This window comes from Paenibacillus sp. LBL (genome assembly GCF_029893715.1).
Classification (GTDB): domain Bacteria; phylum Bacillota; class Bacilli; order Paenibacillales; family Paenibacillaceae; genus Paenibacillus_AQ; species Paenibacillus_AQ glucanolyticus.
In genome coordinates, this window is sequence record NZ_JARXYU010000016.1 from 98,845 (window position 1) to 124,532 (window position 25,688).

Sequence of the window (25,688 nt, forward strand, 5' to 3'; positions counted from 1 at the left end):
CCACGAACTGTCCCTTACTTATTTAGAACTGAAGATTAGCAAGCTGTTGCACATTTTCCTTCGCATTCGGGTCAACTTGGGTTAGTTTCCCCATAAGGGCATCATCGCTTAAGTTTTGCTTTTGCAATGCTGCCAGATACCAACGAACAATTTCTTGTTGGGTTGTTTGCGAGAGATCTTCTTGTATGCCAAGCTTAAGTGCTTCCGCTGCTTGCTCCGGTTGATTCAACATGAAATACATTTTGCCTGCATGGAGGATCATGTCGGGGGTGTTCTCGAAAGGGTTACCTTGTAGCTGCCCTTCAGGTAATGTAGTTAGGTGTTCTATACCTTCCTGAACTTCGGTGAAAACTGCGGTTGCTTGTTTGAAGTAGTTTTCCTTTACTGCTGTATCACCAGTACCCAATGCCTTCATTCCCAGATCGTATCCCTTAGTAATGATTTGCTCGTACCACTCGATATCCCATTTGAATTTATAGGAATTATCGATAAGTATCTTATATGCTTGCTCTGGTTGTTGATTCAACTCATAACCTTGTATCAAACGTCCCATGATATTTTTATTGAAGGGCTCATTTTTTAATGCATTGTTTAATAAATTCACTGACACTCGATAGAAATCCTCATTCTGCGTCTGTTGGTAAGCAGTCAGATATAATGAATCCAACAAAAGAACTGACTCGGGACGACTTGGCCGTATACTTAAATCTTTATCAAGAGGTGTTTTGATTTCTTCGAATGACCGGCTTGATTGCGCAGTGACTAGAGCCTTTTGAGCATAATCAGCTGCTTGAACATAGCGAACAGAAGTAATAAGTATGATGACCGTACAAAGCCCAATGGCAGCACTATATACACTCTTAGCGGTGGAATCCTTAATACTCCATTTAATTAAAGGTTTGCTGTCCATCACAGCGGCCATACCACCAAGGCCTAGAAATACAAGAATGCCCATAAATACATAACTCATATTGAAATCCAGAATACTGTGCATCAGAATGGAAAGCACGATAATGAGATAGAAAAAATGATTGTTCCGGCCTTCTTCATTGTCTTTGATATAACCTCGGACATATTTGTAAAAAATAAATAATATAAAGGACATGAATATGAGGAACCCTAATATACCAACCTCAATCAGATATTGTAAGAAAAAGGTATGTGCTTGAAGACTGGTGTAGGGGTTATTCTGATACTGCTGGTAAAGTGATGCCCATGCACCGCCACCTGCCCCTATAATGGGATAGTCTGCAAGAACCTTCATAGAATCTTTATAAAATGTTATGCGTTCCAGAACACTGTGCTGATTGAAATTAATATTCTCTAGTCGAATACTAACGTTCTCAGGGAGCAACCTTTTAAGGTTAGTTCCAATCAATAACAGAATCGCTAGTCCTCCGAGAACGATGGAGCCAAGTGGAATCCATAAGTTAGAACCTTTTCTTGCGGACAGCCCATTAGAAACTCCTTCTAGTTTAGGAACAATGATATGTTGAATTATTAACACTAGTAAACCAACTACAACGGAAGTTCCAATCAGAATCACCCAACCTCTAATGGCATCATTACCGCTAAAAGTTTTATTTAAATCAAGTCCTAGCTCAGTAACGGATTTGGAAATGAGAAGGGAAGCTAAGCCTGATATTCCGCAGTATAGAATCCATAGCAGTTGTTTAACTGGTTTTAAGAATAGAAGCAACAGAATAAACACGACAGGGAGCATAACAAGTCCGCCCCTGGATAAAGTTAGAAGTAATGATACAATGATGGGAACTAGCATAAAACCGTGGAAAAACTGTCCGTGCCATTTTCGTGAAATCGTGACGAAAAATACTGCAGCGAACAAAAAAGCCATCAGAAAAGCAGCATAGGTATTAGCATACTGAAATACAGAAGTCAGTCGTAGACCGTTGGAATCTGTCATGACGGCATTTGTGTATATACCGTTATAAACGGTATTAGAAAACCACTTCACTACAGCACCCGCAGCTTTTCCTTGTCCAAACCAATGAAGCAAACCAAATCCAACAATTGAATAAGCGACTGCCATAAATGTGATTTGAATGATACGGTTACCCAAATTATCACGAATTAAATATAAACCGATGATGAACATGATAGCATAAATACAATTAATAATTACCATATTCATGGCTAAATGTAATGAGGCTGCACTAATAAGTGAGATTATGTACGTTAAGGGGAGTAAAATAACGCCAACAGCAAGCCAGTCTCTCTGATCTCTTAGTTGGATGCGTTTATAGAATTGAGCTATCCAAACCAACATGAGAAGACATGCTAATAAAGCAGTCCAAAAGATCGGTTTTTCAAATTGCAGTTGTTGCCCATTAAATAGTGCAGTCTGAAAAGGTGTCCAGACTAAAAACAGAATGATTCCAATGATTAACAACCAATATAAAGCCGGTTTTGTCGTGGCTTTAGCAGATTCGGTTTTTCTTTTCCCGTAGACGAATTTCGACAACTTGGTAATCTCCTTTTCTAGTAGATACGACATTTATTTTAGCATAGGGATTTATAGGTTACTAGTTACAGCCAAGCTTGCGTAGAGAATTTGATTAGGTTTTGCAGACAAGTAGTATTAAATAAAGTAGAATTAATAGTAAATAACGTAGTTTATTTCATCAACTAAAAAGGAAGATGTATATTAATGAGAACTGTTAATGTATCCAAAACGGTGTCACTTTCAAACCATAATAACTTCGCTTTATTTGGCGGCCCTTGTGTAATTGAGTCAGAATATGTCGTAATGCATTTAGCTGAAAAAATCAAAGATATTACAACAGAATTACAGATTCCGTACGTTTTTAAAGCGTCTTTTGACAAAGCTAATAGATCCTCTGGAAGTTCCTTCCGTGGACAGAGCATGGAAGAAGGTCTGAAGATTCTTCGAAAAGTAAAGGAAACTTTTGAATTACCAGTTGTTACAGATATTCATGAATCGTATCAAGCTGAACCTGTGGCAGAAGTTGCAGATGTACTACAGATACCTGCATATTTGTGTCGTCAAACAGATCTATTAGTTTCTGCTGCCAAAACGGGTAGAACGATTAACGTAAAAAAGGGGCAGTTTTTAGCACCCTGGGATATGACAAATATCGTAAAGAAAGTAGAGGAAGCGGGTAATTATAATATTTGTTTAACTGAACGCGGTACGAGTTTCGGATATAACAACCTAGTAGTGGATTATCGTGGATTGGAAATTATGAAAGGCATGGATTATCCTGTTATCTTTGACGCTACGCACAGTGTTCAGATCCCAGGTGGGAACGGAACATCATCTGGAGGACAACGTGAGTATGTACCTACATTATCTAAAGCAGCCATTAGTGTTGGTGTCGCCGCTCTGTTTATGGAGATCCATCACGATCCTGATAATGCTCTTAGTGATGGGCCGAACATGGTACCACTTCATGAGTTGAAAAACTTACTAGAGCGTCTTCAACAGTATGACAAGATAACGAAAGGGTCGTTTTAATATGTCGTCTTCAATAAAATTAATCTGTTTAGATGTTGATGGTACTATGACAGATGGTTCTATTTACATTGGAACGGATGGAGAAATATTCAAAGGATTTAATGTCAAAGATGGTATGGGCATTCAACTTGCGCTGCAGGCAGGTATCCTATTTGCAATTATAACGGGTCGTGAATCCGATATTGTATTAAAGCGTGCAAAAGAACTGGGGATTACTTCTGTATATCAAAAATGTGGTAATAAGGATGAAGTTATCCGAACATTGAAAAGACAACACCAATTAGTTAAAGAAGAGATTGCTTATATTGGTGATGATGTAAACGATGTAGTGGTGCGAGATGAAGTTGGTTTATTCGTAGTAGTCGGTGATGCTCATCCGAAAGCTAAGCAAGCAGCAGATATCATTTTGAACACTGGTGGCGGTAAAGGAGCAATCCGTGAATTCATTGACGAAATGATATTAAACGATTAATTGATGGGACTGTTGTATATGAATACTAGTTATATAGATGGAACAGATATGATATTTCAGAAAGCACAGGATCTTTTAGAAGAAGAGATTGAAGCTATTCAACAAACTAAAGAACTACTTGATGATAATTTCATTAGAGCTATTTCATTAATGAATGAATGTACAGGGAAATTGATTGTTACAGGAATTGGTAAATCCGGACATGCTGCACGAAAGATGGCCGCTACCATGGTGAGTCTAGGAATTACTGCTGTATATCTTAATCCGGCTGAAGCCGTTCATGGCGATTTAGGTATTGTTCAGGAAAATGATATTGTGATCGGTATCAGCAAGAGCGGTGAATCCAAAGAGTTGATTGCAATCTATCCTGCTATTAAAAGCTTGAAAGCCAGCATAATTACAATAACTGCTAATCCTTATTCCAAAATGGCTCAGTATTCTGATGTTGTTCTTAGAATTGGAATCAAGAAAGAGGCGGGGCATCTAAATTTAGCTCCGACTTCCAGTGTTATTGCTAGTTTGGCATTAGGGGATGCATTAGCGACGATTGTCGCAGAAATGAAGGGGTTTTCTGAAGAACAGTTTGCTGTTTATCATCCAGGAGGAGCATTAGGAGAGGGATTGACCATGAAAGTTGAAGATTTGCTAACGGTTAATCATTATTCGGCTGTTGAGGAGACGGGCTCTTTCCAAGAGATACTTATTGAGTTGACTACCAAGAGAATTGGAGCCACTGTGGTTATGAGGAATGATAATATTGTAGGTATAATAACAGATGGCGACTTAAAAAGGTTGTTGGAAAAATACCAAGAGGAGAGTTTTAAACTTGTAGCTAAAAATATTAGCGAATCAAAACCTACCACCATTCAAAAAGGAACTAAAGTAATAGATGCTATCAGAATAATGGAAAGAAGAGATCACCCTATTTCTGTGCTACCGGTTCTGGATGGAAGTAGATATTTAGGGACATTAAGAATCCATGATGTTTTGAGGGGATTATGATCTAAAGAAAGACTAAAAAACTTTTAAGAGGTAGAATGTGTTTAATAAAGAGGAATTTCAAAAAAATAAGAATCTCATTAAAGCATTAGTAAAAAGAGAGTTGAAAGCTAAGTATAAACAATCAATATTAGGAAAATTATGGATAGTAATTCAACCCTTTTTATTAATGATTGTGTTATCCATTGTTTTTTCTCGAATTGTTAACATATCAAGTGGGATTGTTCCCTATCCGGTTTTTCTTTATACTGCTCTTTTGCCATGGACGCTATTTACCAACTCGGTAGGAAATTCGGCAGGGATATTTACTGCCAATGCCTCATTGATAAAACAGCGGCCATTCTTTAGACCGGCTCTAGTTATTCAAAGATTATTTAATGAAGTCATAAATTTTTTGTTTTCTTTGCTAGGTTATATAGCACTTATAGTGTTTTATCAAGTTGATTTATCGATGCATATATTTTTTGTTCTACCAGTATTACTTCTACAAATATATCTCATGTTCTCATTTATGTTAATCATATCTTCTGTCAATGTTTATTTCAGAGATGTTTCATTAATAATGCCAATTATACTTCGTGTATGGTTTTATTTAAGTCCAGTTATATATTCTAAGGAGAGTCTAGGGAATTATTATTGGCTATATTATATTAATCCAATGGCACCAATTATAGAAGCGTATCGCAATGTTGTTTTATATAAGGAATATCCTAATTTAAATTCGTTGATTTTTTGTTTCTTGACGGCAACAGTAGTATTTATTTCCTCTATAATAATTTTCAAAAAAATAGGGAAAAATTTTGCGGATGTATTATAGGAGAATGATATGGATAATAACACTGCTATAATTTTCGAGAATGTAACCAAGCGATATAACCTAATAACAAATAAACTAACTAATCAACCAAAATTACTAGCTTTGTTCAAAACTAGAAGGATGGGTAAAGAAGAATTTTTAGCAATTAATAATGTTTCATTTTGTATTGATAAAGGTGAAAAAGTAGGAATTTTAGGTCAAAATGGTTCGGGGAAGAGTACGTTACTGAAATTAATATCCGGTGTTTCAGTACCTAATTCCGGTAAAATAGAAATAAACGGAAATATTGGGGGTTTAATTGAATTAGGTGCTGGATTCCACCCTGAATTAACTGGAAGAGAAAACATTTATGTAAACGGGGCGATTTTAGGGTTAAGCGAAAGAGAGATTGATGAAAAATTAGATTATATCGTTAGTTTTTCTGAGGTCGACTCTTTTATTGATATGCCATTAAAACATTATTCGTCAGGTATGAAGGTACGCTTAGGGTTTTCTATAGCACTAGTAATAGAGAATGATATTTTATTATTGGATGAGGTATTGGCAGTAGGGGACTCGAAATTTAGAAGTAAAGCTTTGCAAGCTATGGATCAGTATATGCAGGGAAAAACAATAGTGTTTATTTCTCATGATTTAAACCAAATAAAAAAGATCTGCACTCGTTGTTTAGTGATTGATAATGGAATTTTAAAGTTTGATGGTGATACTGAGTCAGCTATTTCATATTATCAAGATGAAGTTCTGAATAAGAAGGTTGATTATTATCAGTCTTTTTTGAATAGTAACAAACCTTCTATTAAAAGTGCCTATCTAAATAAGTTGTTGCCAGACAAAATCAGGGATAAAATAACTCATGGTGAAAATATAGAGATAGATGTAGCTATTAATTTAGGAAAACTACAAAATCCTAAGTTAGGAATAAGAATCAGACCAAAGGATTCGAAGGTCACTGATTTAGTTGTTATATATTCAGAATACCTACTTAAGTTTTCGGAAAAGGTTAAATTTAGTATAAATAAAATTCCGCTTTATGATGGTATATATGAGATCGATTTAATACTATTCGAGAACAATCAAGTAAAGCAGATTGTAAATGAAGGGTTAATTTTCAAAATTGAAGACACAAAGCTGGATTACAAGTTAGAAGGAATTATTAGACTTCCATATACAGTCGGCATTAGTATTGATATCGAATGTGACGAAATTTTTGGAATTAAAAATTTTGATTTGCAAAGCCGAAATTTATTTATAGATATCAATTTTGCGGTCCTTGAAATTGAAAATGTAGAAGAACTCGTTATAATTTTAAGCAGAAATACAAATGAAAGCATTGTTAGGTTGAGCCACTTTACTGTTAAACGTGGCAACATAGAGAAGTACATTTGTAAAATAGATATGTCAATGTTAGCTGACGGAGATTACTCGCTAGGCTATATGTTAATTAATGGTGAGAAGAAATTAGTTAAAAGAGTGGATCACTTTTGCTCATTTGAAATAGGCTGCTGCGATGAACATACCGAGGCATTATTTTTGATTGAAGGAGAATTTTATACGAGCTAGCAACAGGAGGATATAGACATTGAATATTGATTTTTACTTTGTGGATGATATAAATTTCAATAAAAAAAATTTAGGTAATTTCTTGAGATTTACTGAAAGTAAGTATAGATATTACTATAATACTGCCTTTCCAAGGTTAAAAACTATGCAAGGGAATTATCAACTGAAGAATATTAGCGGATTGAAAAACTTTAAGAAGTATGAAGAAATTTTCGCTTCAGTAACTTTGAATAACTATAAAGGATTTACGTATAAAGGGTACATAATATGGGATATAGTAAAGGCGGAGTTAAAGAGATATTTAATACCCAGAGTTTATTCAATTGATCAGCGGTTCTCATTTTCAAATGAGAAAGAGGATAGCGGTAGAATTAATAAATTACTGTCACAGAATGCAACTGATCAATCACTTAGTGAGTTGTTGATTAATAATTATTGTGTTGCTGCTTTTTGGATTGATTATTGGGCTGCAGAATTTAATAAGAGAAAACCTGCCAATGTTTGTGTATTTGGTGGTACTACTATTTATTCAAGAAGTGCAACTCTAGTAGCCCAATGGAGGAATTTGAATGTAATATCGTTTGAAGGCACGTTTCTAAAAAAGTTTCATTATGCTGATAATGCTTCTGGTATCATAACAAATAATCATAGTTACTCAAATAGAAGTGAATGGGTCAAACTTAAATCACTCGTTTTAACAAATGAGCAAGAACTATGGTTGCAACAAGAGATGGAAAAAAAAACTAATATTAATGTGGTTCAGCCGTCAGTAATTAGCAAAGAAGATATATATTCGTCTTATAACATTAATCCAGAGCGGAAAATAGTTTTGTTAGTTGGGCAAGTTATAGATGATTATTCTTTAACTTATGATTTAAATATTTATGAGTCAAGTATTGAATTTTATAAAAGAGTTGTAGATTTTTTTCAGTTAAATAAGAAATATCATTTGTTTATCAAACTCCACCCTTGGGAGAAGAGAAATAATGAAGATGGTATCACAAAGATAGTTTTAATTAATTATATTAAAGAAAATAAATATAATAATGTTACTATTGAGTATGATGTAAATATTGATTCTTTAATAGAAGTTTCAGAGTTTGGAATTACTGCTTGCAGTCAGGCGGGAATAGAAATGCTGTATTCTGGGAAGAGAGTGGTTCAGGCTGGTAATGCATTCTATGGTTATAAAGGTTGGACGATCGATGTTACTCATAAAAAATTATTAGAACATAGTATAAGGTTAGCTATGGAGGAGCCAAAATTAACACATATCGAAGCTATTGAAGTCAAGAAATTTTTATATCATTTGTTACATAACCATTGTTTTACACGTAACGAGATGGATTCGAATTTTAATAAAAAATTCAAAAATATTACAGTAACTAACAATACGAAAAGTATATATCTTAATAGCAGATTTATAAGCTTGTTAAAGAAAGGTGTTAAAAATCCGCGAAAAGCAATAACACATGTTAGGAAAAAAATTATATATAGATTTGATGTCAGCACATCAATGCTATCATCAAAAAAAATAGTCAATATGGTGATGGGTGAACTTACAAAAAGTAAAATTTTCGATGACATGTTAGAAAAATTCAAAAAAAACCTTGGTACGGATTACAGAGTTGTGATTTCAAAGGATTCAATACCTAATGCTCATGTTTATCAATATTGGAGACCGCATAGAAGTGCTATGGATATCAAATCACCTTCAATTGTCACTGTGCACCATGATTTTCTCAAGGATGAGGAATCTTTAAGTCTTCGACATTTTATCGATAGTTATAGAGCAGCAGATATAGTTGTATGTTTGAATGAGAATCAAAAAGAAAACCTAAAGAAATACGGAATAGAAAATATAACAATTATTCCCCATGGTTACGAGCCTTCATTCAAATTAAATAGAACTTATAAAACTAAATTTGATGAAGAAACAAAGCTGGTTATTGGATTTTGTAGTAAGAGATACGAACGGCTTGTAAAAGGGGAGGAGCTATTATATCAAATAATTGATAAACTTAATGGTCATCCTGTTAAATTTATTTTTATTGGCGAAGGACGCAAAATGGAATACCAATATTGTAGTGACTTAGGAATTGAGGCTGAAGTATATGAAAATTTAGATTATTCTCTTTATCCTAACTTATATAGTAAAATGGATTTATTTTTGATTACCTCAAAGGCTGAGGGAGGGCCGGCTTCATTGCCCGAGGCTATGATTTCTGGCTTACCAGTGATATCAACTCCTTGTGGCTTTGTACCAGATTTTATAGTTAACGGTTGGAATGGATTTCTGCTCAACGAAGCAGATGATTTTGCAGCCCAAATTATAGAACTTATTAATCAACCGGAAAAAATTGAGACATTAGGTCGGAATTCTATAAATACAACGAACTTACACACGTGGGACTATATAATTAGTGAGTACACTAAGGTGTATTCCAAATTATTATCAACTTAAACCATCTTAACGAGGTTTGCAAATAACGGTTAAATTCATAAAGGCTGTGATTAATTTGGGAAGAATTTGTTTTTTTCCTATTGTTAGATACCAAGCAGAGCTATTTTGTAGTATTGCTGAATATTTGATTAAGCAGGGAGTGTTTGATGAAGCAATATTTGTGTGTCCATCAATTAGTAGTTGGCACTATATAAAAAAAAAGAAAATTTACAAATGCATATTTATACCTGAAATAATCAACAGTGATGTCGGCCGTTGCAAACATAGCATAATGTCGGTAATAAATGATGAAACAATTAAAAATATAGTTCAATATGAGCTAAGGAAAATTGAGATAGAGCATACTTGGCGAGTCAGAAATAAGGAAATGCCCGAGAAAAATATAAATTTAGAAGCGTCAATTTACTATCGATATTGGGAAGAGTTTTTAATCGAACACCAAGTCGATGTGATAATCAGTTGGAATGGTTATTTATTACCTCAACTAGCTTTAGCTAAAGCGGCCAAAGATCATTATACTCCTATTCCTATTTTGTTTTGCGAAAACGGTTATGAGAATGGAACCTTTGTTTTGGATAGTCAAGGTGTGAATTCAAAAAGCGGATTTACCTCGTTGAGTTCGGATTATCTACAGGGTAAATCAAGAGCGTTGGTTGAACATAATAGAGAGAGAAAAATTATGCAGAATAAAATATCTCTTTATTTTCTATTAAGGATCAAGTTGTATTTTAATTCTCGGTCACATAAACAATATAAAGATATTATCAGATATGAATTTTCACAATCCATTTATAGGAAGATAATGAATCAATTTGATGTTTTAACAACTTCAAGAAAGCTTCCAGATCGTTTTATCTTCTTCCCGCTTCAGGTTATAACCGATTCCCAATTGTTGGATAATTATAACGGTAGTCAGGAATCAGCAATATCCGATTTGATCAAAATTGTTGAGCACCTAAACAGGGACCAAGATGAATCAATTTATTTATTAATTAAGGATCATCCTAGGCAAGAAACTCGAGGTTATTTTCAGAAATTAAAGAAAAGGTATAGCTCTCCTTATGTAAGGTTTATAAGGTCTGGAAATACATCCTCACTAATACAAAATGCCATAGCAGTGGTTACTATAAATTCTAGTATTGGTTATCAGGCTTTACAGTATCGAAAAAATGTATTCGTGCTAGGTCATAGCATATTTACGGGAAAAGGTTTAGGTCAGGTTGTAAATAACATGGAACATCTGGAACTATTACTTACTAAGGCGTTTGAAGGACATTTATTCACTAAAGAAAAGAGCTTAATGCAGTTTAATGATAAATACCTTAGATATTGTAGTTCTCTCAAACTTACAGATAATACAAAGGGATATTTAAAGAAAGTGATTACTGACACAATTACCGGAGGTCACAAAATATGAAGGTTGTTGCAGTTATTCCAGCAAGGTATGGATCGACACGTTTTCCAGGTAAGCCGCTAGCCAACATTAAAGGAAAGGCCATGATTGAGCATGTATACTTAAATGTTCTACAGGCTGAATCCATCGGTGAGGTTTGGGTGGCGACAGACGACCAGCGCATTATTGATAAAGTAGAGGCGTTTGGTGGTAAGTGTATACTTACAAGCGGTAATCACCAGACCGGTACTGATAGGATAGCAGAATGTTTAAGCGTAATTAATGCTGATATTATCATTAATGTCCAAGGGGATGAGCCTCTTATTGAGGGAAAGATGTTAGATGAGTTGATCCTATCTTTTAAAGAGCATCCAGAACTTCAAATGGCTACTTTTAAATCGAAAATTAAACATTTAAGTGATGTTGATGATCCTAATGTAGTTAAGGTAATTGCTAATAGTGACGGTAAGGCTATCTATTTCTCAAGATCTCCAATCCCGTATAACAGAGATATGCGTGACGATGTTGATTATTATAAACACATTGGTGTTTATGCATATAAAAAGTCATTCTTAAGTCAATTTGTTAAATTACAGCAGTCCCCACTAGAACTAGCTGAATCTCTAGAACAATTAAGAGCGTTGGAAAATGGTATTTCAATTAAAGTTGTAGATACGGATCATATTCTGATTAGTGTGGATACTCCTGAAGATTTGAGACGAGTGGAAGATTATTTAGATGAAAACTCGGGTGTAGAATAATGGAGCGAGTAGAGAAATGTTTAATTTGTGAGAAACATCGTCTAATTGATCAAGACGCATTTTTATATAAAAGCAACTACTGGTTTCTATATGCGGGACCATTTGATTCACAGGTTTTGGGTTATATCTATTTAGAGCCTATAAGACATGTGGAAGAATGGCAAAGTTTTAGTGCTGACGAACTTGAAGAAATGACAATAATTCTACCAATGTTAGAGAAAGTACTAAGGAAGATTTTGAAGTTAGAAAGACTCTATACTGTGACAATTAGTGAGGCGGTAAGGCATCTTCATATCCATTTAATACCAAGATATCAAAATCAGGAAAAGAAGGGTTTAGCGCTTATAGAACAGGCAACACAGCAGAAGCCTGATGCTATTGAATTTGATCGTTCAAGCTATTATGAGTTTGTCAATCATTTAAAGAGAGAAATAGCAGTAGAGTATTCTTTAGTAGAAGGGAAAAGCTCATGAAAGCCATAATCCTAGCCGGCGGAACAGGCTCACGCCTCTATCCCTTAACCAAAGTCACCAATAAACACCTTCTGCCAGTTGGCGCATATCCAATGATCTTCCATCCAGTATATAAACTCCGTCAGGCAGGTCTTACAGATATACTCATTGTGACGGGGAAGGACCACATGGGGGATGTCGTAAACCTATTAGGCAGCGGTAGCGAAATGGGGGTCTCCTTTACATATAAAGTGCAGGATGAAGCAGGAGGCATTGCTCAAGCGTTGAACCTTGCGGAGCAATTTGCAAGTGGCGAACCAGTAGCAGTTATCCTCGGTGATAACGTGTTTCAGGATGACATCTCCACCTATGTGGTCAACTTCCAAAGTCAAAGATCGGGTGCCAAGATCCTAATCAAGGAAGTTCCTGATCCTAACCGTTTTGGTGTTCCGGAAATCCAAGGCAGTCAAATCGTTTCCATTGAAGAAAAGCCTAAACAGCCTAAGTCCAATTATGCTGTCACGGGAATATATATGTATGATGATACGGTATTTGATATTATTAAGACATTGAAACCGTCAGCTCGTGGCGAACTGGAAATCACAGACGTCAACAATGCATATATTGAACGAGGGGAGCTTACCTTTGATGTGCTTCAGGGCTGGTGGACGGATGCGGGAACGCATGCGTCGCTCGCTCGGGCCAATGAGTTGGCTAGAGATGTTCGATTCGGTGATGATTTCGGAAAACTTAAACTGTAGTTAGGGAGGAATTGAACGATGAACGTAACTCCTTTAAAACTCACAGACGCCTTTGTACTTGAACCGGTGGTCCACGGCGATCACCGGGGTTTTTTTATGGAGAGTTACAACGGTTCGCTATTTAAGCAACACGGCATTACATACAACTTCATCCAAGACAACCAATCTTTATCCGCCGAACCGGGTGTCCTGCGTGGTCTTCATTATCAGCTCAACCCTAAGGCTCAAACCAAACTCATACGTGTCTTAACAGGTGCTATCTACGATGTGATCTTAGACATCAGAAAAAGCTCTCCTACCTTTGGTCAGTGGGTTGGTGTCATTTTAAGCGAACACAACCATCGTCAGCTGCTTGTTCCTAAGGGCTTTGCCCATGGTTTTTGTACGCTTGTGCCCAATACCCAGGTTCTCTATAAAGTGGACGAATATTATTCCCCCGAAAATGACCGCGGCATATTATGGAGTGATCCGGCTTTGGGGATCGATTGGCCAACGTCGAATCCGATTCTATCGGATAAAGACCAGCAGCACCCGCTGCTGAAAGACGCAGAGATGAATTTTGACTAGGGGGCAGTTTGGATGAAACTTCTTGTTACCGGCGGGGCCGGTTTTATAGGCAGTAACTTTATTTTATATATGATTCAGCAGTATCCGAATTACCAGATCATTAACATGGATGCTCTTACGTATGCGGGCAACCTTGAAAATTTAAAATCCGTTCAACACCATCCTAACTACTCGTTCGTCCAAGCAGACATCGCTGACAAACCAGCAGTAGACGCCATTTTTCAACAAGGCATCGACGTCGTAGTTAATTTCGCAGCAGAATCCCACGTGGATCGCAGCATCCTGGAACCGGAAATCTTTGTAAACACCAATGTCATGGGCACACAGGTTCTTCTGGATGCAGCCAAAAAATATGGCGTGACCAAGTTTGTTCAAGTATCCACTGACGAAGTATACGGTTCTCTCGGGGATACGGGATTATTCTCTGAAACCACACCACTTGCTCCTAACAGCCCTTACTCAGCCAGCAAAGCAGGCGGGGATCTGCTTGTAAGAGCTTATCATGAGACCTTTGGTCTCCCGATTAACATCACCCGTTGCTCGAATAATTATGGACCATACCAATTCCCAGAGAAACTGATCCCTCTGATTATTTCTCGTGCCCTAAATGATGAATCTTTGCCAGTCTATGGCGATGGCCTCAACATCCGCGATTGGCTGTATGTCGAGGATCATTGCAGTGCGATCGACCTGGTTATTCATCAGGGGAAAATAGGTGAGGTTTATAATATCGGGGGAAACAACGAGCGGACCAATCTGCATATTGTCAAAACGATTCTGGAAGAGCTCGGCAAGCCGGAATCCTTGATCACTTATGTTGCAGATCGCCCAGGCCATGACCGTCGTTATGGCATTGATCCCACAAAAATCATGAATGAGCTGGGATGGAAGCCCAAGCATAACTTCGAGACAGGCATTAAGGAAACGATTCAGTGGTATTTGAACCATAAGGATTGGTGGACACGTATCCAGTCCGGAGCTTACCGGGATTATATGACCCAGCAGTACGGGAAGCGGTTGGGTGAAGCTGAATGAAGGTACTCGTAACCGGAGCCAACGGTCAGTTGGGCCAGGATGTAACGCATGTTCTTGCTGAAGCTGGGCATCAGGTTATCGGCTGTGGAAGAGCAGAACTGGATATTACGAATATGGAGCTATGCGAACAGGTTATTTCATCTCATAATCCGAATTTCATCATCCATTGTGCGGCTTATACGGCTGTAGACGCAGCCGAAACCGATACAGACGGTGCTTATCTCGTGAATACGATAGGTACGCGAAATATCGCAGTATCCGCCGAAAAGATAGGTGCCGCCGTAGTCTATATCAGCACGGATTATGTTTTTAATGGTACTAGTGAGACGGCTTATGTTGAGTACGACGACACCGACCCGCAAACGATTTATGGTCGATCCAAGCTGGCAGGCGAGCAAATGCTCCGGGACTTCTGCTCCAAGTGGTTTATCGTAAGGACATCTTGGGTATTTGGGTTACACGGGAATAACTTTGTGAAAACGATGCTCCGGCTAGGTCAGGAAAAACCTCAGCTGAAGGTGGTTAATGACCAAAAGGGTTCTCCCACCTACACGGTAGATCTGGCACAATTTTTGTTAAACCTCATCTCCACCGAAAAATACGGCTTATATCATGCCTCCAACAACGGCTCTTGTACATGGTATGAATTCACTCAGGCTATTTTTGAAGAAGCACGAGAACAATTGGGACTAGAGATCATGGCTGAACTGCAGCCCTGCACGACAGCAGAGTTTCCACGGCCCGCTCCGCGTCCGGCTAATTCAACAATGGATCACCTGGCTATCCGCCTAAACCAATTAGAGGATCTACCGCATTGGCGCGAAGGACTGAAGCAGTTTATGGTGGATATGAAGCAGCACCCTGAACTATACTTAAAGTAAATACAGCGATGTAAAAGACCTGATCTGTATGGAGCAGGTCTTTTATTGGTCTATCTTTTAATTCACTCATAGATCTAATGTATGACGATAGTATGAAGCCAATGTTTTCCGGAGGTTCTTTCATGATGAATAAAGTGCAAGTATTGTTATCCGCCTACAATGGCGAACAGTATATTTCCGAACAAATCCAGAGCATTCTCAATCAGACACACCCCTCCATTTCGATTTTGATACGAGACGATGGATCCACGGATCTAACAGTAGACGTACTCGAACAATTGATGAGGATACATCCGGATAACATAAAACTCATCAAAGGAACGAATGTCGGCGTTGTCTCCAGTTTCTTTGAACTGCTGCGTGCTGCAGACGCTGAAGCTGATTACTACTGTTTTTGCGACCAGGATGACGTGTGGCTTGATCATAAGGTGGAGGGAGCTATAACTCGCTTAAATTCCTCCGTACATACAGAAATACCCGCGATGGTATTTACATCGACCTACCTAACGGATAACGAATTAAATCAAAAAGGTACATGGCCCAAGCCTCCGGCACGGGAGCCATCCTTCTTTAATGCGTTATATGAGAACATCGCTATTGGCGCGACGTTAACCATGAATCGGTCAGCAAGGAACCTTTTTATGAATAGTAAATCTGTGGACAGTAAAAAAGTTCTTATGCACGACTGGTGGTTTTACTTGCTTGTATCCGCATTTGGAACCGTAATTTACGACAACACGCCATCGATGTTATACCGTCAGCACAGTAACAATGTGGTGGGAGGTAGCAACTCAATCGCGGATAAGCTAAAGAGCAAATGGGCGAGCTTTAAGAGACATACAGGCAAAGATTTGCTGCATAAACAAGCGAGTGAGTTTGATAGAATCTATGGATCACGTTTAACTGGCCTAAAAAAAGAGCAGTTGGAGTTATTCCTTGCATCTCGTACAAGTTTTATAGACAGGTTGCATTATGCACGTAAGAGCAAGTTGTACAGACAATCCAAAGCAGAGAGCCTGTTATTTAAGTTCTTTATATTGATCGGTTTTATATGAGATAGATAGGATGAAACACTATATTATTGATATTCCTTCTTTCCCCACGAACTATGCTATAATGTCGATAGATTACTATATTTGTCAGGAGACGTTATGCAATGGATTTAAGCATTTTAATCGTGAACTACAACACCTGTCAGCTGACGGTGGATTGTTTGCGATCGGTATACGCATCGGAGACCGAATTTACATACGAAATCATCCTCATAGATAACAACTCGAAGGACGAGTCCGTTCAGACCATCCGAGAGTTATTCCCGCAGGTCAAGCTGATCGAGAACACGGAGAATACCGGCTTTGCCAAAGCCAACAATCAGGGGATGGAAGTGGCGGAAGGTCGCTATATGCTGCTGCTTAATTCCGACACGATTATCCAGCAGGATACGATCCAGACGATGGTAGCTTTTATGGACTATAATCCGATCATCGGTGCTTCCGGCTGCAAAATCGTCCTCCCGGACGGTTCGCTGGATAAGGCCTGTAAAAGAGGGTTCCCAACGCCTTCGGCGTCCTTTTATTATGCTTTTGGGCTCAGCAAGCTGTTCCCGAACAAACCGGAGTTTAACCAGTATCAGCTGGGATATTTGAACCCGGACGTAGAGTACCCGGTGGATTGCTTGGTGGGGGCATTCATGCTGGTGCGCCGCGAGACGATCGAGCAGGTGGGCGGACTGGACGAAACGTTTTTCATGTACGGGGAAGACATTGACTGGTGCTATCGAATCAAACAGGCAGGCTGGGGAATTCACTATTATCCCCGGACGACGATTATCCATCATAAAGGCGGTAGCGCCCGGCGCAGGCCGTTTAAGATCATTTATGAGTTCCATCGTGCGATGATTCTTTTTCATAGGAAGCATTACCGGCAGAAATACAACATATTCGTTAATGGAGCCGTGTATGCGGGCGTTGGTTTAAAATTGCTCCTGTCCCTGCTTACGAACCGGCTCAAACCCGTTCGTCCAGCGACCATAACGCAAGCTTCAGGTGGAGTAGAGGTGAAATCATGATCCGTAAAAATCAGGGTTTCCTGACTAAATTATATATGATCACTGATTTTGCTTTTATCCAACTAGCATTCTTACTTGCATGGTGGATTAAATTCGAGAGTGGATGGCTTTTATTTCATAACCCGCTCCCAATTGAAATATACGCCATATGGAGTATTATTTATGGCTTGATAGCAGTCGCAGTCGGTGTCATGCTCTCAATGTACTCACCAAAACGGAAAAAGCGTTTTGCCGATGAGTTTATGAAGATATTCCAGACACATTTTATTGGGATGTTTATTTTGTTGAGCTTCATGTTCTATGTGAAAGAGATTAATATTTCACGGGGATATCTCGCCATTTACATGATCTTTAACGTCGCTTTTATCATCTTGTACCGTTATTTCCTAAAGAAATCCCTCAAGCATTTTCGGGAAAAAGGCTACAATCGCCAATTTGTGCTCATCGTGGGTGCAGGTACGCTGGGCAAACGCTTCTTCAAAAATCTAAAGCAATACCCGGAGCTTGGTTATGAAGTCATAGGTTTCCTGGATGATTACCAGCAGTGGGATGAGATCGAAGCCAGAAGGCTCAAACCCATTCTAGGTTCAGTCGGCGATCTACATAAGGTGTTAAATGAGAAACTTGTCGACGAAGTCGTGCTGGCCCTTCCGCTAAATGCACACCACTTGTATCCTGAAATCATTGCTGCTTGTGAAAAAGCCGGTGTGCGTACGCTCATCATTCCCGACTTTTTTGATTACCTCCCGGCACGGCCGGTATTTGATAACTTTGCGGGTATGCCGATGATCAACGTACGCGATATTCCGCTGGATCTTGCGGCAAACAGACTGTTTAAGCGTGCGTTTGATATCGTATTCTCCTTAGTGGCGATTATCCTGACCCTGCCAGTAATGATCGGGATTTACCTCGGAATCCGGTTGACCTCCCGCGGCCCCGTCATCTTCAAGCAGGAGCGGGTCGGGCTTAACCGCAGGAACTTCTATATGTATAAATTCCGCTCCATGAAGCCGCTGCCGGAAGGGGCAACGGATACGGGCTGGACCGTGGAGAATGACCCCCGCCGAACCAAGTTCGGCTCGTTTCTCCGGAAGACCAGTCTGGATGAACTGCCGCAGTTCTTCAATGTCCTGTTCGGACATATGAGCGTGGTGGGTCCTAGGCCGGAGCGTCCTTATTATGTGGAGCAGTTCAAAGAGGAGATTCCGAAGTACATGGTGAAACACCACGTACGCCCTGGCATCACAGGGTGGGCGCAGAGCAACGGCCTGCGCGGTGACACCTCGATTGAGGAGCGGATCAAACACGATATTTTCTATATCGAGAATTGGTCAATCCTGTTTGATATCAAAATCATTCTGCGCACGATCCGCAACGGGTTCAAGAACGCATACTGATTGTAATCAATGAAGACGTCATTTGGCATGGGCCAAATGGCGTTTTTTTACTTGTGTCCCACGAAGCGGATACAGGAAAAGATATCGAATACTGTCGCTTCATGTGAAAATATGACATACCAGAGGACGATGGGTTCATTTTTTAAAAGCTGGAAATGCAACACACCCATCAGATAATAGTTACTCGGATATATTTACAATATATAACTTTAATACTATTATAATGAAATGTTGGCTTGCTGCGGTACCGCACTGAGAATATGTTTCTTCGTAGGGTGCCCGTGCAGCCTATGACCCAACGTCTTCCAAGCGCTGACTCCGCACCTCATGCAGCAGCCATTATTATACCGCGTGCCTGAAGAGGATTTTCTTGAGTTCGCTAAATTTTTTCGATTTGTCGTGTTTTCAATCCAGTCATTGTATTAGCAAGTGGAAGCTAAAGATCCAATACTAGGAGGGAATCCCAATGGAAAATGCGAAGGTTCAGGATTTCATCGAAAGCAACCAGCAGCAATGGGACGAGGAGTACCGATCCCGCATGTGGGATTATTTATCGGACATCACCGAATATGCCAGATACTCGGTCGTGTATGGTTATATAAGAAAGTATATTGCGGACGAGGGAATCCTGGATATGGGATGCGGGGCCGGAATATTGTACGATATGCTTCTGGAGGGCGAAAAATCTAATTACACCGGCGTGGATTTATCCGAAGAGGCTGTCAAAATCGCATCCAGCAAAACTTCGAGGCACATTTTCTATTGTGCAGACATTAATCATTATGTTCCACACAAACGCTATGATGTCATTGTATTTAACGAATCGTTGCAATACGTGCCCAGCACACCAAGCAAGCTGCTTGAATATGCCCGTTATCTAACCCCGGACGGGGTCATCATATCTTCTCTTTATTCTCATAAGAACACCCAGGATCCGGATTATACGATGGTAGAACATAAAATCGAGGAGATCGAAAGCTGCGGATGGTTTGACGTCTTGGATAAAGTGAGTGTGTTTAATCACAATGCAGGATTGAAATGGTATATTCATCTTTTGAAGGCTAAGGGCTAGCGTACTATAACTACCGCATCCATAAAGAACATTCCGTCATTTGGCAGCCGCCGAATGGCGCTTTTTTTGTTTTGCCAACCATTCAAAAGGGTAGTTAACTAGCAACAACTATGCAAAAGGTGGGCATACCATGAAACGGATCATTGCTGTCCTTATTTTAATTTCCGCCATCAGTATTCTGTTGCTCACTTATCATGAGAACGAAGAAGAACCGCAGGGATTCACGGCCTATCGCTTGATTGCGCATGCCATGGGAAGTATCGGCGAGCAGCCGTATACCAATGCTTATGAAGCGATGCTTGCCAATTACGAGAAGGGCACTCGTGTCTTCGAGATTGACTTGATGCTGACTGAGGATCGTAAAGTTGTTGCGCGTCATGAGTGGACGGAGAGCATGACCCAACAGCTCGGTCAGCAGGATAAACTTCCGGATCATAAGCAAGCTGCCCGCCTAACCCATGAGGAATTTATCAATACGCCGATACTGGAGCAATATCAACCGATGGATATAGAGGCCATTATGGACATGATGCAGCACTATTCGGATATGTACATTGTGACGGATACGAAGGAGCAGGAGGATAAGGATATTGAGCACCTGCTGACAGAGATCGTGAATGCTGCCGAGCAGCGAGACCCGGAACTATTGGATCGAGTCGTTATCCAAATTTATAATGAACCGATGCTTGATATGGTCCACGAGATCTATCCTTTTGAATCCATTATCTATACGCTTTATGCCACGCAGGATTCGCCTGCCGAGATCACGGCCTTTGTTCAGGAGAACAAGATTGACGCCGTAACCATGCCAGAGTATAAAGTCAGCCCGAATTTTGTGGCAAAGCTGAAGGCAGCCGGGGCCGTAACTTATGTGCATACGATCAACGACACCAATACCGTTAACAATTATGAAAAATGGGGTGTTTATGGTGTATACTCAGATTTGCTGACCGAGCCGGAAATAGAGCAGAACAGCTTGAGATACTTGTATTAGCCAATAACCATATATCAGAATTTGAAAAAATATGTCTATAAAAGGACATATTTTTTTATTTATACCAGTAATTGGCTTGTGTTATTTACTGGAAGTGGTAATGTTATTAGAACTTAAAGACTATTATGATTTAGGTCTAATGATATAAATTGATAGATTTTTAGTCAAATAGTCTTATAGTATGAATAAATTATTAGGTGAGAGAGAGGAATTCAACTTGGGTAACAGACTAGGATTTTACAAAAAGGCTTTAAGTGCTGTATTAGGGATAACCCTCATACTGTCTCCGTTAGGTGGAGCCTACGCTGCAACAGCAAAGAGTGAAACAAAAACCACTTCCAGTGCTAGTGATATTGAAGGACACTGGGCGAGCAAGACACTTCAGAAATGGAATGAACAAGGTTATCTTAACGGGGATCAAACCGGAAAGATTAATCCGGATGCTCCAATAACTAGAGCTCAACTGGCAGCGGTCGTTAATCGATCGTTTCAGTTCGAGACCAAGGCTGGCATTTCATACAGCGATGTCAAAAGTACATCATGGTACTATAATGACTTGTCCGTGGCAGCTTCGCAGGGGTATATGAAGGGTTACAGCAATGGAACCTTCAAACCAGACAACAAGGTAACACGTCAGGAACTGGCTGTCATCTTGAGTTCACTAATGGAGCTCAAGCCAAGTGATGCAGCTAATAAATTTACAGACACGGATCGTAGTCCGGCATGGAGCAAAGGAGCGATCGGAGCCGTTGCTTCTAGCGGTATCATGAATGGGAGCAATGGCAAGTTCAGACCGACAGCAAGCGCATCCCGTGCTGAAGTCGTTACTGTACTCGATCGTGCTCTTGAAGAGATTAAATCTCAGGAAGTTACGAGTTACGATACGGCAGGTACATACGGTCCTGTTACAGGAACCAAGAACGTTCCGGGATCCGTACATATTAATGCCTTGGATATCACGCTTCAAAATATGACCATAGAAGGTAATCTTGTCATTGGCGAAGGCGTTGGTGAAGGGGACGTCACGCTTAAAGGGGTAACGGTTAAGGGAAGTACAACCATAAAAGGCGGAGGCAAAAACAGTATTCATGTGGTTGACTCCGTGCTTATTACCGTTATTGTGAACAAAAAGGATGGCAGTGTCCGTATCGTTACCGAAGGTGGCAGCTCTGTGTCACAGGTTACACTGCAATCCGGTGCGATTCTGGAAGAAACAGGTTTGACAGGTGAAGGGTTTAAAGATCTGTTATTGTCCAATCTTATTCCATCTGGCTCCAACGTGACTTTGGCAGGGCAGTTTGAAACAGTGGATGTTACAGCAGCTTCGCTGAATGTGAATCTTACTTCAGGCTCTGTAGCTCAGCTAAATGTTGCGGCGAATGCTTCCGGCACGAGTCTGAATGTTGGATCTTCCGCATCTGTTCTATCCCTGATTCTTAATGCAGCAGCGTCTGTGAGTGGTCAGGGAAGCATTGGCAGTGCTCAAGTTAATGCTGCTGGCGTATCCTTCACTCAGCGCCCTGGCAGTCTGGTGTTAGCGGATAACGTTACCGTAAGCGTTGGTAGCGGAGGTTCTACTTCTGGATCTAACGCTGGAACCGGAGAGAGCGGGAATACAACGAATCCTAATCCTACCCAGCCGCCGGTTACGGACCGTATTCAATTGAGTAACGGACAGGCAGTACTGCAGTTTGTGAATGCAGTTCCGTCTCTGGAACTAATTGATTTTAACATCAGCGCAACGGTTGCAGGTGCTGTTTATCAGTTGGAGGACATTGCGTTTAATAACGCGACTAAGATACTGACATTTACACCGATTTCGCTGGATGAACACTATGGTGATACATTGGTTCTTAATGTTACTCCTGCAGCAGGCAGCTCCAAATTCACAACAAGTTTAACAGGCAGCATTAAACTCGAAGGCTTTGAAGGGACAATAACCGATGTTAACGAACTCCCTGTGGAAGGTATGAGAATTGATTTCCGCAGAGGATTAGGCAATACAACGGGCAGCATTGCGACGTCGACGCTTACGAATGCAGATGGACGATATACCGCTAATTTGCCAGCCGGGGTATATACTGGACAACTCACAAAAGCCGGCTTTATTACGACTTATGTAGTAGGCGTCTCACTTAGTGACAGCTTTAACCGGAATGAAGATGCGACTGCAATCAAAATCCCGGCAAACGATGAGATTCGCATCGTGTTGACATGGGGAGAGAAGCCACGGGATGAAGACTCCCATCTGCTTGGACCAACACCTGATGAAAGATCATTCCACACTTATTTTGGTGACCGGGAATATTATTATCAAGGAGAAAAGTTCGCGGATCTGGACCATGATGATACAGACTCCTATGGCCCAGAGACAACGACAATCCGCAAGCGCGTAGACGGCAAGTATCAGTTCTATATTCACAACTACTCCAGAAACGGATATGACGGATCGGAAACGCTGCGTAATTCATCTGCTAAGGTTGAGATATACAGCGGGAATAGCGGTCAGCCTGTGAAAACATATCATATCCCGAGTGGAAGCGGAGACGAGTTATACTGGTATGTATTCGATATGGAAGTTAACGGTGCGGAACTGAATTTCACGGATCATAACAAACTTGTTGTGGATGAGCCTCAATCCGATCTTCAGCCAGCCATAGATTATAATTTTTACTCATCCATTGAAGGAAATCAGTTAGTAGATAACGCTTTACAGCTTACATTGGGTACAGGGTATTATCCAACGCAAGATAAGGTCTTCCTTCGTTTTTCTGTTGAGGGTCCGCTGAACCCGGCTCTTATTGAACTCAAGTCAAGTGAAGGAGCTTTGTTACCGTTCCAGACCAATTCATTGAATAATTCGATTGAGGCTTACCACGGTTCAAATGATAACGGATATGATGTGTCCAATCTTGAACTCCAGTATGAGCTGAAGTTCAAGCAAGCGGGAAGATATACACTTAAAACTGAGTTTATTGATGTAAGCAGTAATCAAGTTTTGGATACGACTTACGATACGCTGGACATTAAAGACGGAGAGCTTGAACTTCTCAACGAAGAGAAGGCCAAACTATCGTTAGAGTCGAGAGTTTCCTATCTTACAACGGTTGGGGAGGCTGTTTATCTTACAGATCGAAATAATCCTCTATTGGATGATACTTTAGTGATCATTGAGGATCTGGAAATGACAACTCCAGCAACCGTGATTGGCAGCGTATATCTCAAGCAAGATCAAGGTGCTATCCTTCTTGAGAATTACAATGACGGAAATCAATACGTTACTTATCAAGCAAAGGTTAAGCTGGTCCGTGGGTCGCAGCAGACAATCGCACAAACCATCTCCATTATTGTCCCAACGCTGGATATCCTGATTGAAGAGGCTGTTGAAGATGCCGATGAGCTAATTCATGATGATCCTGGCTTGACGGAGCTGATTTCTGCTCGTGATGCTGCGATGCAAGCAAGAGTTGGCAGCCAAAACGATGTTAAAATAGCGTCTCTTAAACAGCTGGCGGGACTACTAATTAGCCTGCTCTAAACATGAGGCCAATATAATCTCCTCCGCCCGTCGGATTCACTCTAGTGAATTCGGACGGGCTTTTTCTTTCCCTTCACAGCAGTAAGTACCGCGGCCATTAGGTCACACATCACAATTACCAAAAAAATGTTCGCATTTTATACGAACATAAATTGACTTGATTACCGTGCTAGCATAGACTTATTTTAGTATAATAGTAACCCGTGAACGTGGAGGAATGACGCTTGAAAGAGATGATACAATCCTGGAAGCATGTGTTTAAGCTGGATCCCGACAAGGAGATCAGTGACGACAGCCTTGATGTGGTATGCATGTCAGGAACCGATGCCATTATGGTTGGGGGTTCAACCGGAGTCACTTATGAAAATACCGTGGATCTTCTGTCCCGTGTAAGGCGCTATGAGCTGCCGTGCGTACAGGAAGTATCCGATCTGGAAGCCGTTGTACCCGGATTTGATCTGTACATGATCCCGATGATTTTGAACACACAGGATCCGACCTGGATCATGGGGCGGCATCGTGAAGGAATCGAACGCTATGGTTATATGATTCCGTGGGACTTGGTTGTGACCGAAGGGTATATCGTATTAAACGAGAATGCGGCGGTGGCGAAGCTGACCGGAGCAGAGACTTCGATTGAAGCAGGCACGGCCGCCGCCTATGCGCAGATCGCGGACAAACTGATGAATTTACCGATTGTTTACTTGGAATACAGCGGAGCCTTTGGAGATATGGAGACCGTTCGTACGGTCCGAAGATGGCTGGATAATGCCCGTTTGTTCTACGGTGGCGGAATAACCAACGCCCAGCAAGCGCTGGAAGCCGCCTCTATTTCAGATACGATCATTGTAGGCAACGTAGTGTACGATGATCTCGAGCAGGCGCTTGAGACGGTTAAGGCTGTGAAGGACTGACCGGATCGGAAATCTTCTCTGTTTGCAATCATTTCTATTTTATTGAA

21 protein-coding genes are annotated in these 25,688 nt (G+C 40.2%); 20 read left to right on the forward strand and 1 reads right to left on the reverse strand.

Annotated features, from left to right (window positions below; genetic code table 11):
• Positions 1–22: 22 nt before the first annotated feature.
• A complete protein-coding gene (locus M2277_RS25375; protein ID WP_280755912.1) occupies positions 23–2,482 on the reverse strand; it encodes an O-antigen ligase family protein in 2,460 nt (819 codons plus the stop codon).
• A 186-nt stretch (positions 2,483–2,668) separates the two neighbouring features.
• Between M2277_RS25375 and kdsA the strand changes: the two genes are divergently transcribed.
• The 20 genes from kdsA to pcrB all read left to right on the forward strand — a co-directional run bounded on the left by kdsA (position 2,669) and on the right by pcrB (position 25,641).
• Complete coding sequence (gene kdsA / locus M2277_RS25380) at positions 2,669–3,496, forward strand: 3-deoxy-8-phosphooctulonate synthase (RefSeq protein WP_280755913.1); 828 nt, start codon at positions 2,669–2,671, stop codon at positions 3,494–3,496.
• 1 nt (position 3,497) lies between these two features.
• Positions 3,498–3,968, forward strand: a complete 471-nt coding sequence (locus M2277_RS25385; protein WP_280755914.1) for a KdsC family phosphatase — start codon at positions 3,498–3,500, stop codon at positions 3,966–3,968.
• Positions 3,969–3,986: 18 nt separating this feature from the next.
• Positions 3,987–4,970, forward strand: a complete 984-nt coding sequence (locus M2277_RS25390) for a KpsF/GutQ family sugar-phosphate isomerase (RefSeq protein WP_280755915.1) — start codon at positions 3,987–3,989, stop codon at positions 4,968–4,970.
• Positions 4,971–5,007: 37 nt separating this feature from the next.
• Positions 5,008–5,784, forward strand: a complete 777-nt coding sequence (locus M2277_RS25395; protein ID WP_280755916.1) for an ABC transporter permease — start codon at positions 5,008–5,010, stop codon at positions 5,782–5,784.
• A gap of 9 nt (positions 5,785–5,793) precedes the next feature.
• A complete protein-coding gene (locus M2277_RS25400) occupies positions 5,794–7,344 on the forward strand; it encodes an ABC transporter ATP-binding protein (protein ID WP_280755917.1) in 1,551 nt (516 codons plus the stop codon).
• 19 nt (positions 7,345–7,363) lie between these two features.
• Positions 7,364–9,808: a glycosyltransferase gene (locus M2277_RS25405; protein ID WP_280755918.1), complete on the forward strand. Its 2,445-nt coding sequence runs from the start codon at positions 7,364–7,366 to the stop codon at positions 9,806–9,808.
• A gap of 55 nt (positions 9,809–9,863) precedes the next feature.
• Positions 9,864–11,225: a capsular polysaccharide export protein, LipB/KpsS family gene (locus tag M2277_RS25410; RefSeq protein ID WP_280755919.1), complete on the forward strand. Its 1,362-nt coding sequence runs from the start codon at positions 9,864–9,866 to the stop codon at positions 11,223–11,225.
• Positions 11,222–11,962 carry a 3-deoxy-manno-octulosonate cytidylyltransferase gene (gene kdsB, locus M2277_RS25415; protein WP_280755920.1) on the forward strand — a complete coding sequence of 247 codons (741 nt, stop codon included), beginning with the start codon at positions 11,222–11,224 and terminating at the stop codon, positions 11,960–11,962. Before M2277_RS25410 ends, kdsB begins: the two co-directional genes overlap by 4 nt.
• Entirely contained in the window at positions 11,962–12,435 is a 474-nt protein-coding gene (locus M2277_RS25420; protein ID WP_280755921.1) for an HIT family protein, read from the forward strand. Before kdsB ends, M2277_RS25420 begins: the two co-directional genes overlap by 1 nt.
• Complete coding sequence (locus M2277_RS25425; protein WP_280755922.1) at positions 12,432–13,175, forward strand: sugar phosphate nucleotidyltransferase; 744 nt, start codon at positions 12,432–12,434, stop codon at positions 13,173–13,175. The genes M2277_RS25420 and M2277_RS25425 overlap by 4 nt, the downstream gene beginning before the upstream one ends.
• An 18-nt stretch (positions 13,176–13,193) precedes the next feature.
• Positions 13,194–13,742: a dTDP-4-dehydrorhamnose 3,5-epimerase gene (rfbC, locus tag M2277_RS25430; RefSeq protein WP_280755923.1), complete on the forward strand. Its 549-nt coding sequence runs from the start codon at positions 13,194–13,196 to the stop codon at positions 13,740–13,742.
• A 12-nt stretch (positions 13,743–13,754) separates the two neighbouring features.
• Entirely contained in the window at positions 13,755–14,777 is a 1,023-nt protein-coding gene (gene rfbB, locus M2277_RS25435) for a dTDP-glucose 4,6-dehydratase (RefSeq protein WP_063477948.1), read from the forward strand.
• The gene (rfbD, locus tag M2277_RS25440; protein WP_280755924.1) at positions 14,774–15,658 is read left to right on the forward strand and encodes a dTDP-4-dehydrorhamnose reductase; all 885 of its coding nucleotides are present in this window, start codon (positions 14,774–14,776) and stop codon (positions 15,656–15,658) included. The genes rfbB and rfbD overlap by 4 nt, the downstream gene beginning before the upstream one ends.
• 122 nt (positions 15,659–15,780) lie before the next feature.
• Positions 15,781–16,713: a glycosyltransferase family 2 protein gene (locus M2277_RS25445; protein WP_231887950.1), complete on the forward strand. Its 933-nt coding sequence runs from the start codon at positions 15,781–15,783 to the stop codon at positions 16,711–16,713.
• A gap of 101 nt (positions 16,714–16,814) precedes the next feature.
• Positions 16,815–17,726, forward strand: a complete 912-nt coding sequence (locus M2277_RS25450; RefSeq protein ID WP_063477876.1) for a glycosyltransferase family 2 protein — start codon at positions 16,815–16,817, stop codon at positions 17,724–17,726.
• Positions 17,723–19,123 carry an undecaprenyl-phosphate glucose phosphotransferase gene (locus M2277_RS25455; RefSeq protein ID WP_280755925.1) on the forward strand — a complete coding sequence of 467 codons (1,401 nt, stop codon included), beginning with the start codon at positions 17,723–17,725 and terminating at the stop codon, positions 19,121–19,123. Before M2277_RS25450 ends, M2277_RS25455 begins: the two co-directional genes overlap by 4 nt.
• 466 nt (positions 19,124–19,589) lie before the next feature.
• Positions 19,590–20,195, forward strand: coding sequence for a class I SAM-dependent methyltransferase (locus M2277_RS25460; RefSeq protein WP_036642532.1), 606 nt, complete (start codon positions 19,590–19,592; stop codon positions 20,193–20,195).
• A gap of 130 nt (positions 20,196–20,325) precedes the next feature.
• The gene (locus M2277_RS25465) at positions 20,326–21,189 is read left to right on the forward strand and encodes a phosphatidylinositol-specific phospholipase C/glycerophosphodiester phosphodiesterase family protein (protein ID WP_006212979.1); all 864 of its coding nucleotides are present in this window, start codon (positions 20,326–20,328) and stop codon (positions 21,187–21,189) included.
• Positions 21,190–21,406: 217 nt separating this feature from the next.
• A complete protein-coding gene (locus tag M2277_RS25470) occupies positions 21,407–24,727 on the forward strand; it encodes an S-layer homology domain-containing protein (protein ID WP_280755926.1) in 3,321 nt (1,106 codons plus the stop codon).
• A 224-nt stretch (positions 24,728–24,951) separates the two neighbouring features.
• Entirely contained in the window at positions 24,952–25,641 is a 690-nt protein-coding gene (gene pcrB, locus M2277_RS25475) for a heptaprenylglyceryl phosphate synthase (protein WP_280755927.1), read from the forward strand.
• Positions 25,642–25,688: the final 47 nt, after the last annotated feature.